Genomic DNA, 14,994 nt, shown 5'->3' on the forward strand with positions numbered 1-14,994 from the left:
GCGGGTTACGAAGGATCAGGATTCGGGGTTGAGCCGGGTGGGAAGAATGAAGCAGCATTTCATGATGTTTGCGGCCTACAATCAATGGGCCAATGGCCGCCTCTACGATGCCGCCGCCGATCTTGGCGAGGAGGAGATCGGGCGCGACGTCGGCGCTGTCTTCGGCTCGATGCTCGGCACACTCAATCATCTGCTCGCTGTCGACCGCGTCTGGATGAAGCGCTTTACCGGCGAGGGGGACGCGCCTTCGAACACCGCCGCCATCCTCTACCGCGCTTTGTCCGGCCTGCGGCAGGCGCGCGAGGCGGAGGACAAGAGGATTGTCGATTGGGTCGGCGGCATGAGCGACAAAGCGCTCGCTGGCCGCTTCTCCTACATGACGCTGACCGACATGCGCACCGTCTCGCAGCGGGTGGCGCCGGCGCTCAGCCATTTCTTCAACCACCAGACTCACCATCGCGGCCAGGCGCATATGTGCCTCACCGTGCTCGGCCGGCCCTCAGTGCCGCTCGACCTGGTGCTATTCCAGCGCTCGGAGGAAGGCCGCGCCTACGCCTGAAGGTGGAACCGCCACATTTGGGAGGCGTTCTCAACCGAGCGTCGCGCCTGGCCAAAGTCGTTAGCCAGCGGTTGCTTCCTACCCAGCCAGAAAGTGCCGAATTAGCGCCTTGCTTTGCTAATTTCCTAAAATTGTAAATCTTAAAGTAAAATATCGTATATTTCTAGTTTATTGGTATAGCATTCAAAACTACAGCCTGTTCTTGCAAATTCCTCTTTGAAACCTCAGTTGACATCGGCGCGTAGGTGTTTATGCGCCAAGCACATTCCCAATGTTGATATTGGAATGATGCAGCGCAGCAAATAGTGAGATCAAAGAGGAGAGTGCAATTTCCGGTATTTCTAGAAATATCGCTGTAGCTCTGTCTTGTGGTGCGATTGTCGCTATTTTTGCCATGCCCGCGTACGCCGCTGGCGGTCTCGGTGTCGGCGTAGGCGCATCTGTTGGCGGATCCGGCGGTGTTAGTGCTGGGTCTGTGGGCGGTTCCGGTGGTGTTAACGCCGGCGTCGGAGCGTCTGTTGGCGGATCGGGCGGTGTCAACGCCGGCCTTGGCGCCTCGGTTGGCGGCTCGGGTGGTGTCAAAGCCAGCGCTACCGCCTCTGTCGGCGGTTCGAATGGCGTCAACGCCGGTGTCAGCGCCAATGTCGGCAATGGCGTCAATGTCGGCCTTGGCCTCGGCATTGGCGGCGACACGTCCGATCCGGGCAACCCCAGCAACCTCTCCAAACCCGGCAATCTCACCAAACTGGGCTTGCCTGGCGCCGTCGCCAGCATGTCGGGCAACCAGTTGGCGCGCATGAAGAAGCGCTGCGTCGACGTGCTGTCCAGCGAAGGCACCTATGATGGCGACCTCAGGGCTCTCTGCCTGATGATCGCGCGCCGCCGACGCATGATCAGAGCCGAAGATCCGGCAGGATCGTGCGCCAGGTCGCGGTGCCATGCCGGTGCCGCGCAACGGCCAACCGGGAGTGTCGGACCGGCCGTGAGGCTCTGCGGCACTCTCCTACCGCGTCGCCTACCTCCGGCCGGCGGCGCGCTGACGAGAACCTCCGGCCAGTCGGGAAGCCTGCCACATCCGTGGTGGGCTTCCTGTTATACGGTGTTGGGGAACCGGTTGGCTTGACTGCTTGGCGTATCGTCGAAAGGCGAGAATTAACCAATTTCGCGGGAGGGGGCGTATATTAGCAGTTCGTTTGCCTTCCTCGCGGCATGATGGCCTGACGTAACGGGAGCAACGGCATGCGCATCGATTTGTCCCCGACAAGTTGGGGCAGGGTCGTGGTGGTCACAGCCGCCGGCACCGCCTTTTTCATTGCCGCCGCCTTCTTCGTCGATTCCTTCAATTTCCCCTCGCTGTCGCCACAGGCGCTGCTGTGGGCGCAACTCACGGATCTCTTCCTGCCGCTTATCCTTGGCGGCTCGTTCCTGTTCTTCCTGATGTGGAAGATGCGCCAGCTGGCGATCACGCAGAAGGAACTCAGCGTCATTGCCGCGACCGACAGCCTGACGGCGGTCTTCAACCGCGGCGCCTTCTCGATGCTGGTCGAGGCCTATCTCGAGCGGGCGCGCGGCCAGACGGTCGCCGATGCCGGCGCGCTGCTGATCGTCGATGCCGACCACTTCAAGTCGATCAACGACCGGCTGGGTCACGATTGCGGCGACCAGGCGCTCAGGTTGATCGCTGCGACGATCAAGGGGCAACTGCACGGCGCCGATATTGTCGGACGGATCGGCGGCGAGGAATTCGCGGTCTTCCTGCCCGGCGCCGACGCCGCGCGCTCCTTCCTGGTCGCCGAATCCATCAGGCGCCGCATCCGCGAGGCCGAGTTCGCACCCGGCGGGCGGCCTTGGCCGCTTTCCGTGAGCATCGGCGGTACCGCCTTCAGCGGCGCGACCACCTACCATGACATGTTCCAGGTCGCCGACCGCCATCTCTACAAGGCCAAGTCCAATGGCCGCGACCAGGTGAGCTTCGAGATCCCGCGCGGCGCGCCGCCGGGGGACGCCGCAGGCACGGTTCACTAGATCAGGATCACGTTTCAACGGTGGCTGCGGTTGAGCAGCGGCCTGTGCTGGCGGATCAACTGGCGTTTCGACATCGAGATAGGGCCTGATCAGGCCGGCCGCCGTCGGGGTCGGCTCCGGCTGATGCACCACTGCCGTCAGCGCGCCGTGTTCGGTGAGCAGGTTCAGCCACTTCAACGCTTCCCATTTCGGCGTTGCGCCGCCGCGGCCGGCAAGGCTGCGGTTGATATAGCCGGGATAGGAAAGCAGGCGCTTGCCGGCCGAGACGCCGCAGGTGCCGATCCTGACCGGCTTGCCTCCGGCGGTGATCCAGACATAGACGGCTTCGCCGAGTTCGCACACTTTTGGGTCAGTTATCGTCACCCGGATCGACGATTTATCCCGGCTGAGCCGCATTTCGGCTGCCGGCATGAAACGCTCGCGATCGAGAAACATCCGCCCTCCCTTGCCGCGGTCCGCAACTGGCATGAGCAACGCGGATGTTCCGTGCGCTGTTTCACGCAGCGGTCGAAAAAATTTCACCGGATTTCGTGGCAGGCCGGCGCGATGCGGGCCTTGGCGATCAACGGTCCGTTCATCCTTTGGCGGCTAGTGTCGGCAACTGGCCTCTGCCGATCCGCGAGCGACCGTGTTCGATCTTATCGACTTCAAGGCGATGCTGATCATCGCCCTCATCTTCATTCCGCTGGAGCAGCTCCTGCCGCTGCATGCCGAGCAGTCGGCGACGCGCCGGCACTGGCTGAACGACGTTTTCTATCTGCTCTTCAACGGCATCGTCATCAAGCTGGGCATGTTGCTGGTGATCGGCTCGGCGATGTTCGTGATGCAGCGTTTCGTTCCCGAAGCGCTCACCGCCGCAGTGCAGTCGCAGCCATTATGGCTGCAGGCGATCGAGGCCCTGCTCGTCGCTGACATCGGCTTCTACCTTGCCCATCGCGCTTTCCACGCGGTGCCGTTCCTGTGGCGCTTTCACGCCATCCATCACTCGATCGAGGAGATGGACTGGCTGGCCGCTCATCGCATCCATCCGGTGGACCAGATCCTGACCAAGTCGGCTTCGCTCCTGCCGCTCTTCGTGCTGGGTTTTTCCGGCGAGGCGGTTCTCATCTACGTGCTGATCTTTCAATGGCAGTCGGTGTTCATCCACTCCAACACGCGCATCACGTTCGGGCCGTTGAAATGGCTGATTGCCTCGCCGCAGTTTCATCACTGGCATCATGCCAATGAACGCCAGGCCTATGACAAGAATTTCGCAGCCCAGCTTCCCATCGTCGACCTGATCGGCGGCACCTTGTTCATGCCGCAACATATGCCGGAAAAATACGGTGTCGACGAGCCGGTGCCGCAGCTCTACCACCAGCAGCTCATCTATCCTTTCGTCGCCGTGGCCGAACCGGCCGCGCCGATCGTTGAGGCCGCGCCCGCCGCCAAGCCGGAATGACGGCACGGAAAAAGCCCGCCATTCGGTGGCGGGCTTTCCGGGACGGTAGTCTTTTAACGAGAAGTTCAGGCGGCGAAGCCGCCATAGCCGCGTGCCACGGGCTTGACCGAGACGATCGGCTGCTCCGAAGGCCACAGCACGCCCGCCGTCACCGCGAAGGCGATCAGCGCGTCGCGCGCCGCCTCGGCCGGGATTTCTCCACTCCGCGCCGCCTCGCAGGCCTTCACCGCGGCGCCGTAGCTGAGGCGGCGGCGCGACGGCGCAAACTCGGTCAGGAAGTCATGCATGTCGAACAGCGAGGCGATCATGCGCTTGTGGCCGGCGCCGACGCTGAGGGCGACCGGGGTGAAGAATGTCCTGTCGTGCATTCGGACCTCGTCTATTGGCTGTGGAAGCGGCGGGGCCGCCGTCTCCGGAAGGAGAACGCCACACAACGCCGCTTGCGGCGAGCGGTTCCGCGCGTGCCGATTTTTCTCCGATCGGCGCAGGTGCCGGCCCGCCTTGGCTGCCGCTCCGGACGCCTTGGAACGGCCTGTCCGGTCGCCCATGCCTCCCAGTCTGTTTGCAAAAAGGGCGCGACAGTTGCTGTCATCGCCCGAGAATGGTTGAATGTGTTCCGGGCGGGTTAATTGATGGCTGAGGCTTCTGTTGCGGCTGAAAGGCCGTACATCAATGTCGAAAGACGGATAGCGGTGGCAGCCGTTGCTTATGCGGCTGCGGCAGCACTGTCGTCTTGGGATGCATTCGCTTTTCTGCTCGGCAGATACGCAGTCACCCAATTTCTAGCTCTTCCCGTGATGCTGGTCAGCGGGCTGGGGATAGCTTCGGCCATCGCGCGACCTTCCGCCCCGTTGAGTTATCTGCGGGAACTGCTTCGTGAACGCGCAATAGGTGCGGCGTGGATAGTCGCAATATTCTGCTTTGCCATTGCTGCGTTTTCGACATTTAAGTTTCAGATATCGGCATGGCTACCCTTCTTCGCGGACAGGTTCCTGGCCGATCTTGACGAATTGATACATTTTGGTCAGCCATGGCGGCAACTGCACGCCATCACGCCAGACTGGGTGGCGATTGTCATTGGGTTCGCGTACGGCCCGATCTGGTTCGTGCAATGGTTTGGCTTTCTGCTTTTTGCCGCCTTCCTGACCAACCACAAACTCCGCGTCAGGTACCTTGCAGCCTTCTCCGCCACATTGCTCCTACTCGGCACCGTCCTCAGGGCTGCAGCGGCATCAGCAGGCCCGATCTTCTATAACCGGGCGTTCGCCAGCGATCGCTTTGCTGATCTCATGGAAGCTCTGCCCTCTGTTCCATCGGGACAAGAGACACTTTCAACCGCGAACTATCTCTTTGCGTCCTATGCCAGCGATGAAGCGGTCTTTGGTGTAGACATCTCTGCAATGCCGAGCATCCATGTCGCGATATTGGCTGGATTTATGCCGGAATGATCCTTTTCGGCTCGGTGTATTTGGGCTGGCACTACGCTGTTGACGGTTATGTGGCCATTATTGGTGTGCTGTTGATCTGGCGCTGGGCGCAAACCGTAGCGTAGACTTGGGTGTCTATCGACCGTCTCCGTTTGCAGCGTTCCAAGGGCCCTCAAAGCTCGCAGGCTAAGGTTGAACGCTTCAAACAATGCCTCTTGTCTTTTGGTGCCGTAAAGGTCGCGCTAAGCCGGCGGCTATTTCCACATGCCGCGCATGCGGGCGCCGAGATCGACCTTGACGCCCGGTCGCTGGCGCGGGTCGTCCTTCATCGCGGCACTCGCCCAGGATGACTGATCGAAGGCCGAAAGCATCGAGGCCGGGATGAAGCGGGTGCGCGAGGCATAGACGTGGCGGTCGCCGCGCGCGGCCTGGTTGTGCGGATAAAAGCGCTGCGGCACCACCAGATGCAAGCTGTCCTTGGCTCTGGTCATCGCCACGTAGAGCAGGCGCCGCTCCTCCTCGATATCCTCCTTGGTGCCGACGCCGAGATCGGCCGGGATGCAGCCGTCGACGGTGTTGAGCAGGAAGACGTTCTTCCACTCCTGGCCCTTGGCCGAATGGATGGTGGATAGGATCAGGTAATCCTCGTCGCGATGCGGCGGGCCCGCCTGGTCGCTGGTGGCGTCGGGCGGGTCGAGCGTCAGCTCGGTCAGGAAGCGTTCGCGCGAGGGATAGCCCGCCGCGATCTGCTCGAGCTGGATGAGATCGGCCCGGCGCGTGACCGCGTCCTCATGGATGCGTTCCAGATGTGGCTCGTACCAGAGCCTGACGCGTTCGAGATCGGCCGGCCATTTGGCGCCGGCGCGCAACCCGCTATAGATGTCGAGGAACACCGGCCAGTCCTGCGCGGCGCGCTGCGGCGGACGGAAGCGGGCAAGGCCCAGCGTCTCGTCCAGCGACGTCGCCATCGCGTCGACGATCTGCGAGGCGGCGGAAGGCCCGATGCCCGGCATCAATTGCAGCACGCGAAAACCGGCGACGCGGTCGCGCGGGTTCTCGGCGAAGCGCAGCATCGCCAGCATGTCCTTGACATGCGCGGCATCGAGGAACTTCAGTCCGCCGAACTTCACGAAAGGGATGTTGCGGCGCGTCAGTTCCACTTCCAGCGGCCCGCTGTGGCTCGATGTGCGGAACAGCACCGCCTGCGCCTTCAGCGCCGTGCCGGCCTCGCGCTCGGCGAGGATCGCCTGGCAGACGTAATTGGCCTGCTCGGCCTCGTCGCGCACGCTGACCAGTTGCGGCTTGTGCGAGGACCGGCGCTCGGTCCACAGGTTCTTGGTGAAGCGCTCGCTCGCCTCGCCGATCACCTTGTTGGCGGCGGCCAGGATCGTCTCGGTCGAGCGGTAGTTGCGCTCCAGCATGACGATCTCGGTGGGCTTTGCGAATTGTTTCGGGAAATCGAGGATGTTGCGCACTTCCGCCGCGCGGAAGGAATAGATCGACTGCGCGTCGTCGCCCACCACGGTCAAGCCCGCGCCATCCGGCTTCAGCGCCAAAAGGATCGAGGCCTGCAGCCTGTTGGTGTCCTGGTATTCGTCGACCAGCACATGGTCGAAGCGGGAACCGAGGTGGGCGGCGATCTCCGGCTCGGCCGCCATCTGCGCCCAGTAGAGCAGGAGGTCGTCGTAATCGAGCACGTTCTGCGCTTGCTTGGCCTCGACATAAGCCGCGAACAGTTCCTTCAGCTGGTCCGCCCATGCCGCGCACCATGGAAAGGCCGAGCCCAGCACTTCACCCAGCGGCGCCTGCCCATTCACCGCTCGCGAATAGATCTGCAGGCAGGTGCCTTTGGTCGGGAAACGGCTTTCGGTCTTGGAAAATCCCAGCTCGTGCCGGGCAAGGTTCATCAAGTCGGCCGAATCCTCGCGGTCATGGATAGTGAACGCGGTGTCGAGGCCGATCTGCTCGGCATAGTCGCGCAACAGCCTCGCGCCGATGCCGTGGAAAGTGCCGGCCCAGGCGAGCGCGTCGGCGATGATGGCGGCGTCGCGCCCCAGCACCTCGCCGGCGATGCGCTCGACGCGCTTGGCCATTTCGGCCGCGGCGCGGCGCGAGAAGGTCATCAACAGGATACGGCGCGGATCGGCGCCCTTGACGATGAGATGGGCGACGCGATGCGCCAGCGTGTTGGTCTTGCCGGAACCGGCGCCGGCGATCACCAGAAGCGGTGCGGCCACCTTGCCGTCGCCATGCACCACCGCCAGCCGCTGCTCGTCGTTCAGGCGGGCAAGATAGGCGGGTGCTTCGAAGGACGAATCACGAGCGGCGATGTTCATCGCCCATCAAGCATCGTTTCCGCTTTGTTCGCAATACAACTCGCTCTTGGTACATGGCGAAAGCCGGAGAGAGCTGCTCTCCCCCACAAGGGGAGGTTGGCTGAACTACCGCTTCGGCTCCACTCCCATCGCCGCCGACTGGCGCAGCAACGCGCGCCTCTCGTCACCCGGCATGTCCAGCGGTGCGACATCGCCGGGCACCTCGTCGATCATCCTCACGGCGACGCGATAGGCAGTGTAAGCGAACAGACCTGTTAGCAGCAGGCGGATCATGACCACTCCTCATTTCGGTTCGATTGGCCTTCAACCGAACACTGGCCGGTTGGTTCCCCGCGCCACGCAACCAAACGGCCACCGCCTCGTTGCCCTTCGTGCAGAAGGAGCGAACCAGAGGAGGTCGTCATGAAGAAACTTCCGGTGCTGCTGGCTCTTGCGGCAGCGCTCGCGCTCGCCGCCTGCGACAACAGCACCCCGCCAACCAAGGCGCCGGGCGATGAGATCAACCGGAACCCGCAGGTCGACAAGAATCCGGTGCCGAAATCGAGCACCGGCGGCGATCAGCCGGGCTCGCCGCCGAAGCAATAACAGGGCCGGGCAGGCCGGAGACATCGTCGGGCTGAAACGAAGAAGGCCGGCGCTGCTTGGGAGGAAGCTCGGTAGCGCCGGCCAAGCGGGAAAATCAGGCCCGCCGCACGATCCAACATAGCTGAGTCTCCGCTTTGCGTCATGGTGCGATCGCGGTAGCCGGCTACGGGGTTGGGGATGAGCAAAAATCCTGAAATTATGTGAGGATACGCCGTTGGCGGCTTCCTCACGCCAGCGCCGAGCGACCCGGCTGCCCGCCGGCGATCTCGATGTCCAGCTGGCGCTGCGTCAGCCCCGCCTCGGCCATGATCCACTGCTTGAACAGCTCCACCTTGCGGGCGCCGAGCGCCTTGATGGGGCTGACGAAATACCAGCCCGCGGTGTTGGGATGGTGGACCGCGAACGGGGCCACCAGCCGTTCGGCGCGGATGTCGCTTGCCATGTAGGCGCGGTTGGCGACGGCAAAGCCCATCCCGGCATTGGCCGCTTCGTAGGACATCATGCAGGAATCGAAGTAGACGCTCCTGGTTTCGCCAAGCACGAAGCTCGCGCCGGCAAAGCCCAGCCACGACTGCCAGCTCTGCGTGCAGGTGTCGGAGTGCAGCAGCGTGAAGTAGCGCAGATCCTCCGGCGTCACCTTCGACAGCGGCTTGTCGCCCAGCACGTCGTAAAACAGCCTGCGACTGCAGACCGGCGTCAGATCTTCCTTGAACAGCAGCTCCGAGGTGAGGCCGGGGAAATTGCCGTCGCCATAGCGGATTTCGAGATCGTATTCCGAGGTCGAGAATTCATGGGTGGCGTAGGAGGTCGACACCCGCATCTCGATGTCGGGATATTGATGCTGGAAGGCCGAAAGCCGCGGGAACAGCCAGCGTGCCGCGAAAGTCGGCAGCACGCAGATACGAAGCACATGCGCCTGCGACTGGCCGGTGGCCTCCATGCTGGCCGCAACGATCCGCTCCAGCGCCTCGCGCACGCGCGCCACATAGGTCTCGCCCTCCGGCGTCAATGACACGGCATTGCCGCCGCGCTCGAAGATCTTGAAGCGAAGCTGATCTTCCAGGCTTTTCACGCGCTGGCTGACGGCGGAAGCGGTGATAAATTGCTCTTCGCCGGCACGCGTGAAATTCCTGTGCCTCGCGGCGCTCTCCACGATTTTCAGCGAGTTGAGGTTGACCTGACTGAGCAGACGCACGGGGTTTCGACCTTAAGCTGGGCTTACGCTACCACCAGCATTCCTAAATTTACAGGGGTAGGCGTTTAAATGACTGTTAACCAAGTGTTGCCCCCATCTTGGAGAAAGTAGAATGAACGCCCATACAATTCCCGAACTGCGCTGTGCAATGAGCCGCGAGGCCATCATTGGTCATGAGACCTCCTGGAAAGTGTCGAGCTTCGGCGTCGCCCAGTATCGTCACGGTTACGACCCCGCTCTGCTTGCTGCCATCAAGGAGGCTGCTCTGAAACTGAAAGCCAGCCATGCCGTGCACAAGCATCTCGACCTCACCTTTATCACTGGCGCCGACCGCTATATCCCTGAGATCAAAGAGCTTTTGCACGACAAGCTGCGCCTGGAAAGGTTGTCCGACATGATGGGCACCAAGCTCGAGCCGTATCCGCTGTCGATCGTCGGCTCGACCGTCACCTTCATGAACCCCAAGGACGGCGCGGTCGAATGGCATTGCGATGGCGTTCCGGTGACCGAGCTCATTCCGCTGTCGATCAGCGATCCGCTCATCGGCGGTCATCTCGAGATCTATTGCGACGATTCCGAAACCGGACGCTCGATCCTGGAATCCGGCCACGACCTGCCGCGCAACAAGATCATGCGCATCGACCACAAGATGAACTACGCCACGCTCGGACAGTTCCTCGGCGTGCTCCACCGCACCGCGCCGATCCAGCTCGGCGAGCGCGTCACGCTGGTGCTCAACCAGCGCTCGGCGACCAAGCCCTATGTCGACGACAACCGCATGTTCTACCTCGCCGCCGATAACGACCAAGACCGCGCCTGGGTGAGCGAGCTGGCCGAGGATGTCTGGACCAACCAGCTTCCCGCCTATCGCCGGCATGCCGAGGAGCATCCCGTGCCGCAGCCGGCGGAGGATGCGGTTTCCGGCGGGGCAAGGGAGTCGTGGTAATGAGTCACGATCCGGTCGAGCATCAGCCGCCTTCGCTGTCGCTGAGTCTCGATCCGGTCGTGCCGGAAAGCCAAAGCCGTTCCAGCGCCGCCCGCGGGGCGGCGCTGGCCTTCGCCCTGGGCGCCGTGGCGCTATGGGCGACCAACGCCCTTGTCGGCAAGACGCTGCTTGCGCTCTACCCGGTGTCGCAAGTGCAGTTCCTGCAATTCTGCGGCGCGGCCCTCGTGTTCGCGCTGATCCGACAGATGAGCACTTCTCCTTCCCCTCTTGTGGGGGAAGGTGGATCGGCGCGCAGCGCCGAGACGGATGGGGGGTGTTCCAGCGAAGCGGGACATCGGCGCTCCCTGGAACACCTCTCATCCGACCTTGCTTCGCGAGGCCACCGCCCGGGGGCGAGCCACGGGTCTCGCCCCGTCCTTCGGACCCCACAAGGGGAGAAGGGCAATGCCGCGCTCGCCTACGCCGTCGGCTTCCTGGGTCTCGTCGGCACAATGGTGCTGCAATATATCGGCTTCGCCTCGATGCCGGTTATCGAGGCGAACCTCGTGGCCTACACTTGGCCGCTGATGACCGCCGCGGCGGTTATCCTGCTTGGCCGTCCGCGCCGTCCGCTGCTGCTCGGGCTCGCCGCTGCGCTCGGCTTTGTCGGCGTCGCGCTGGTGATTTCCGGCGGCCGCGCGCAGAGCTGGTTCGAAGGCAACCTCGTCGGCTATCTCGCCGCTTTCGGCTCGGCGCTCTGCATGGCTTTCTATTCGCTCACTGTCGGCCGCCTTGCCGTGTCGCCCGAGCGTCTGCTCCTGCCCTCGGCGGTGATCGGCGTTGCGCTCACCTTCGCCTGGTGCCTGCATGACGGCGTCATACGCCCGACCGGCGCGCACCTTCTGCTCGGCCTCTATCTCGGCGCCGGCCCGATGGGGCTCGGCTACTATTTCTGGTCGCGCGCGGCAAAGCTCGACCACGGCGGCAGGATAGCGGTCGTCGCCTATCTGACGCCGATAGCTTCCACGTTTCTGCTGACGCTCTCGGGCGAAAGCCTGTCGATGACGGCGGTTGCCGGCGCCGTCCTCGTCATTGGCAGCTGCCTTGCGGTCGGCATCGAAGGTACGGAGACCAGGCACGATGTCCAAAATGGCCGTTGACGAGGACGAACGCCGCGCCAGGCAGGAGGCGCACTGGCTGGTCAGGGAGTTTGGCGCGGAGGCGCCGCTCTACGCGGCCATGAAGGCGGAAAAGGCCATCGAGCAGAAGGATTTCGGCCGCTGCGCGCGCTGGAAGCGCGTGCTGGAGATCCTGGCCGACGAGCCCCCCGCGGAGCTCAGGCGTGGTGTTGCCGGCAAATGAGCGATTTGCCATGGGACCGCCGAATCGCGCATGGTCGGCTATCCGGCGGTAGATTATCGCTGCTACGCCGGAACTTGGCCTGAACTTCGATTTTTCAGCAACTTATATCGCAAATCGAAGTGCTATAGCGCCTTTTACGCATCCAGGCGGGCCGCCTGTGCTATAAAACGTCAGCTATAGCTATTAGAATTCCTAACTTGCGCGTTTCCAGCCCGCGTAGAAACATCACCCGGTATTGAGTCTCGTAGCTTTACTGACTCTGGACGGTCCGTTGGGGGACAGGTCCAATTCGATACACCGACGAAAGTCTTAAAAAAGAGCTGGCGATTTGAGGGCCAGCAGAAGGTGAAAAAATTGTCCAACATCGACGACAAGACTGCAATCGAACTGACCGCCGACATTGTCTCGGCCTATGTCGGCAACAATCCGCTCCCCGCCTCTGGCCTGCCTGACCTGATCGCCAGCGTCAGCGCCTCGGTGCGCAAGCTCTCCAGCGGCAGTGTTGTCAAGGAGGCGGTGGCGCTGACGCCCGCCGTCAACCCGAAGCGCTCGGTTTTCCCCGACCACATCGTGTGCCTGGAGGACGGAAAGAAGTTCAAGTCGTTGAAGCGCCACCTTGCGACAGATCACGGCCTGACACCGGACGAATACCGCGCGAAATGGAGCCTGCCCGCCGACTATCCGATGGTGGCGCCCAGCTATTCGGCAACTCGCTCGGCGTTGGCCAAATCGTCCGGCCTCGGCCGTAAGCCGGCCGCCGGCGACGCAGGCAAGGGCAAGCGTAAGGCGAAAGCCTGAGGCATGCTGCCTGCAACGGATGACGTCGCGCCAATGCCATGGCGCGACTGTTGGGTCGCCCTCGGCGCTTTGCGCCGCGGGGTGGCCGTGCAGTCCTCGGTGGACGCGGCCGACGGCGTCAAGGCGCGGCGCATCCTGTTTTCGCTGGGCGAGCATGCCGGCGACATGCTTGCCGCGCTCGACGCGCTCGATCGGTTCGAGCGCGCCATCGTCGAATGCGACGGCCCGTCGGCTATCGAGGCGCATAGGCTGAACTGCCTGGTCATTCTGGACCGCCTTGCAGCAAACGGTCAGCCACGCGCGATCTGTTAGAACCATGGCGTTTCACGGAAACGGTGACACGCCTTATCTCTTTGTTTTTACGCAATTCCGAATGGAAGGTTACGGCGAAGGCGCCGAACTTAACCGCTCACACTTTTCCTGGAATCGCTCTAAAAGCATGTCTCCAGAAAGTGGGAACCGGTTTCGGGACAAAGACATGCGTAAAATCGAAAACCTAAAGCGCATGGAGCGAATCTGAAAGATCGCGACGCGCTTTAGCTGAGGACTTGAGGCGGCTTGACCGGCTGGACGCGCTTGGAATCCTGCTCGCCGGCAAGGCTCTCCGCCTCGACCGCCGTCATTTCAAGAAGGTAGACAAGCATTTGGTAGCGCGTGCGCGAGAGCATTTTTGCCAGCTTGCGCGTAATTTCCGCGACATATCTCAACGTTCGTAAATCGCTGGGCGCTCCATCCATCGCGAGCTCCTGACAGGCCAGCTATTTGGGCCAAGTTACGTGAATCAGATTATCGTTGGCGCCCACTCACGACTCACGGCGCATCCGCAGGTTTGCAGGTTTACGACAAAACTGGAATCGATTTTTGCCAAGCATCATGCTTGGCCTGAAAGATTTTGCCGTCCTTTTTTGGTGGTATCGTCACTTGTCACGCCAATAATGAACCGAAACCGAACTTGCGGTTGTCTTGCCGCGCCCGGTTGGTCTTCCGATAGGGAATGTTGATCGCAACAGGTGGGCGACGGGCGGTCAGAACCGTTCAGCCTTTATAGGCGGAACAGAAGGCCGGCGGGTTGTCCTTGCCGATCATGGCGCAGCCGCGCTTGATCTCGTCGATCATCATGCTGCAGGCATTCTGCCCGTTGCAGGGCGGATTGGTCGCCGGCGACACCTGGATGCACTGCGAGACATACTGATCCGACTTCGCTTTGCCGGCGGATTGCACGCATGGCCTCGCGTCGTTCCGGCTTGCCTGGGCAGGGGCAGGTTTCGCAGGCTCGGCCTTGGCCGTCGCGGGAGCGTTCTTCGCGGGCGGCGCGGCGCTGCCGCTTTGCGGCACGCAGGAGAGGTCGCCTTCGGGGCATTGCAATTGGTGCTGCAACTGCGCCAGCCGCGCCTTGGTCAACTCCGCCTTGCAGGTCTCGACGAGGGTCGAATACACCGAGCCGTCGGCATAGGGCTTGGTGCGGAAGGCGCATTCCTTGTCGCGGAACGGGATCCAGGCGCGCTGCGCGTCGCGCAGGCGCTTGACGTCGGCAGGGGCGAGACGTCCCGCCAACGCCTTGTAGACTGCGTTGAGCCCGGCGTCGGCCGAAGCGGCATTCGCGGTCGTGCAGGTAGCAAGGTCCGCCTGCGTCTTCGCTGCAGCGCAGTCGATGGCTGCCGCGCGGGCCGAAGGCATAGTGAGAAACAGGCCGGCAACGCCCGCGGCAATCGCGATCACCAGTGAAGCCGAAAGGAGCGTGGTCTTGTCTGACATCTGATCTGTCCTTTGCATGAATCGAACCGTCGCTCGTGCCAGCATAGGTTGAGACGACAGCTGCGATCAACGCCAATCCACCGACGTGGCAAGCAAAGTGTGACCGGCACGGATTGGCTGCGGCAGGGGCGCCCGGTCTCGGGACAATGCTCTGCAATCGCTGCGGAGGGGTGGAAGGGCAGGGTGCTGTCCTGCCGCCACTGGTCGTTCGTAGGCGACGCCTAAAACGCCTTCCCGGAATCGATCTGGATCAACAGGTGCTCCCGCGTCTCTGGCCGGCTCGCAATCTTGCCCGCTTGGGGAGAGGTCGGTTGGGCCTGCGGCCCACTCGCGGGTTCAGTGGCGAGAGCAACCGCGGCGGCATCGCCTTCGAACAGGACCAGCTGCGTCGCCAGCGCTGCTGTCGTGGCGACCTGGAAGAAGATGAAGGCAAGGGCGAGATAGCGGATCACGGGCCTCCAAACGCTTCGGTTGGCAACTGGTTCCAGTCCGCCGCGTTTTTTTGCTGAGCGGCCGGAGACAGCGCGCGGCGGGCCTCATCCAGGCCCTGGCTCTTGCGAAGCGCCGATCTCCCGTGCAAAAGCCC

18 protein-coding genes are annotated in these 14,994 nt (G+C 62.6%); 11 read left to right on the forward strand and 7 right to left on the reverse strand.

What is annotated here, in order from left to right:
- The first annotated feature begins 46 nt into the window (after positions 1 to 46).
- The 4 genes from LB572_RS19725 (at position 47) to LB572_RS19740 (ending at position 4,025) form a co-directional block, all read left to right on the forward strand.
- The gene (locus LB572_RS19725) at positions 47 to 559 is read left to right on the forward strand and encodes a DinB family protein (protein ID WP_224668878.1); all 513 of its coding nucleotides are present in this window, start codon (positions 47 to 49) and stop codon (positions 557 to 559) included.
- Positions 560 to 1,034: 475 nt separating this feature from the next.
- A complete protein-coding gene (locus tag LB572_RS34590; RefSeq protein WP_318014049.1) occupies positions 1,035 to 1,682 on the forward strand; it encodes a hypothetical protein in 648 nt (215 codons plus the stop codon).
- A 116-nt stretch (positions 1,683 to 1,798) separates the two neighbouring features.
- Entirely contained in the window at positions 1,799 to 2,584 is a 786-nt protein-coding gene (locus LB572_RS19735; RefSeq protein ID WP_140805203.1) for a GGDEF domain-containing protein, read from the forward strand.
- A 628-nt stretch (positions 2,585 to 3,212) separates the two neighbouring features.
- Positions 3,213 to 4,025, forward strand: coding sequence for a sterol desaturase family protein (locus tag LB572_RS19740; RefSeq protein WP_224668879.1), 813 nt, complete (start codon positions 3,213 to 3,215; stop codon positions 4,023 to 4,025).
- A 65-nt stretch (positions 4,026 to 4,090) separates the two neighbouring features.
- On the opposite strand, the gene LB572_RS19745 is transcribed toward LB572_RS19740, so the two are convergent.
- Entirely contained in the window at positions 4,091 to 4,393 is a 303-nt protein-coding gene (locus LB572_RS19745) for a DUF982 domain-containing protein (RefSeq protein ID WP_140805207.1), read from the reverse strand.
- Between the two features lie 264 nt (positions 4,394 to 4,657).
- Here LB572_RS19745 and LB572_RS19750 point away from each other — a divergent pair, with 264 nt between their 5' ends.
- A complete protein-coding gene (locus LB572_RS19750) occupies positions 4,658 to 5,473 on the forward strand; it encodes a phosphatase PAP2 family protein (protein WP_263498163.1) in 816 nt (271 codons plus the stop codon).
- Between the two features lie 233 nt (positions 5,474 to 5,706).
- Here the strand turns inward: LB572_RS19750 and LB572_RS19755 are convergent, their stop codons facing one another.
- Together LB572_RS19755 and LB572_RS19760 are read right to left on the reverse strand one after the other, a co-directional pair.
- Positions 5,707 to 7,788, reverse strand: coding sequence for an ATP-dependent helicase (locus LB572_RS19755; RefSeq protein ID WP_224668880.1), 2,082 nt, complete (start codon positions 7,786 to 7,788; stop codon positions 5,707 to 5,709).
- A 105-nt stretch (positions 7,789 to 7,893) separates the two neighbouring features.
- On the reverse strand, positions 7,894 to 8,061 hold the full coding sequence (locus tag LB572_RS19760) for a hypothetical protein (RefSeq protein WP_181179508.1): 168 nt from the start codon (positions 8,059 to 8,061) through the stop codon (positions 7,894 to 7,896).
- 129 nt (positions 8,062 to 8,190) lie between these two features.
- Between LB572_RS19760 and LB572_RS19765 the strand changes: the two genes are divergently transcribed.
- On the forward strand, positions 8,191 to 8,373 hold the full coding sequence (locus tag LB572_RS19765; protein ID WP_224668881.1) for a hypothetical protein: 183 nt from the start codon (positions 8,191 to 8,193) through the stop codon (positions 8,371 to 8,373).
- Positions 8,374 to 8,599: 226 nt separating this feature from the next.
- Here LB572_RS19765 and LB572_RS19770 read toward each other — a convergent pair whose 3' ends face one another.
- Positions 8,600 to 9,568 (reverse strand): LysR substrate-binding domain-containing protein, encoded by a 969-nt coding sequence (locus LB572_RS19770; RefSeq protein ID WP_140805215.1) that lies wholly within the window; start codon positions 9,566 to 9,568, stop codon positions 8,600 to 8,602.
- A gap of 112 nt (positions 9,569 to 9,680) precedes the next feature.
- On the opposite strand from LB572_RS19770, the gene LB572_RS19775 reads away from it, so the two are divergent.
- The 5 genes from LB572_RS19775 to LB572_RS19795 all read left to right on the forward strand — a co-directional run bounded on the left by LB572_RS19775 (position 9,681) and on the right by LB572_RS19795 (position 12,965).
- Positions 9,681 to 10,514 (forward strand): hypothetical protein, encoded by an 834-nt coding sequence (locus LB572_RS19775; protein WP_224668882.1) that lies wholly within the window; start codon positions 9,681 to 9,683, stop codon positions 10,512 to 10,514.
- Entirely contained in the window at positions 10,514 to 11,653 is a 1,140-nt protein-coding gene (locus tag LB572_RS19780) for a DMT family transporter (protein ID WP_224668883.1), read from the forward strand. Before LB572_RS19775 ends, LB572_RS19780 begins: the two co-directional genes overlap by 1 nt.
- Positions 11,643 to 11,855 carry a hypothetical protein gene (locus tag LB572_RS19785; RefSeq protein ID WP_140805217.1) on the forward strand — a complete coding sequence of 71 codons (213 nt, stop codon included), beginning with the start codon at positions 11,643 to 11,645 and terminating at the stop codon, positions 11,853 to 11,855. The genes LB572_RS19780 and LB572_RS19785 overlap by 11 nt, the downstream gene beginning before the upstream one ends.
- A 354-nt stretch (positions 11,856 to 12,209) precedes the next feature.
- Positions 12,210 to 12,653, forward strand: a complete 444-nt coding sequence (locus LB572_RS19790) for a MucR family transcriptional regulator (RefSeq protein WP_140805219.1) — start codon at positions 12,210 to 12,212, stop codon at positions 12,651 to 12,653.
- 3 nt (positions 12,654 to 12,656) lie between these two features.
- The gene (locus tag LB572_RS19795) at positions 12,657 to 12,965 is read left to right on the forward strand and encodes a hypothetical protein (RefSeq protein ID WP_140805221.1); all 309 of its coding nucleotides are present in this window, start codon (positions 12,657 to 12,659) and stop codon (positions 12,963 to 12,965) included.
- 224 nt (positions 12,966 to 13,189) lie between these two features.
- On the opposite strand, the gene LB572_RS19800 is transcribed toward LB572_RS19795, so the two are convergent.
- From LB572_RS19800 to LB572_RS19810, 3 genes are all read right to left on the reverse strand, one after another.
- Complete coding sequence (locus tag LB572_RS19800) at positions 13,190 to 13,390, reverse strand: hypothetical protein (protein WP_140805223.1); 201 nt, start codon at positions 13,388 to 13,390, stop codon at positions 13,190 to 13,192.
- 298 nt (positions 13,391 to 13,688) lie between these two features.
- On the reverse strand, positions 13,689 to 14,408 hold the full coding sequence (locus LB572_RS19805) for a lysozyme inhibitor LprI family protein (protein ID WP_224668884.1): 720 nt from the start codon (positions 14,406 to 14,408) through the stop codon (positions 13,689 to 13,691).
- A gap of 221 nt (positions 14,409 to 14,629) precedes the next feature.
- The gene (locus LB572_RS19810) at positions 14,630 to 14,860 is read right to left on the reverse strand and encodes a hypothetical protein (protein WP_224668885.1); all 231 of its coding nucleotides are present in this window, start codon (positions 14,858 to 14,860) and stop codon (positions 14,630 to 14,632) included.
- Between the last annotated feature and the right edge of the window lie 134 nt (positions 14,861 to 14,994).

The organism is Mesorhizobium sp. BH1-1-5 (genome assembly GCF_020165615.1).
Taxonomy (GTDB): Bacteria; Pseudomonadota; Alphaproteobacteria; order Rhizobiales; family Rhizobiaceae; genus Mesorhizobium.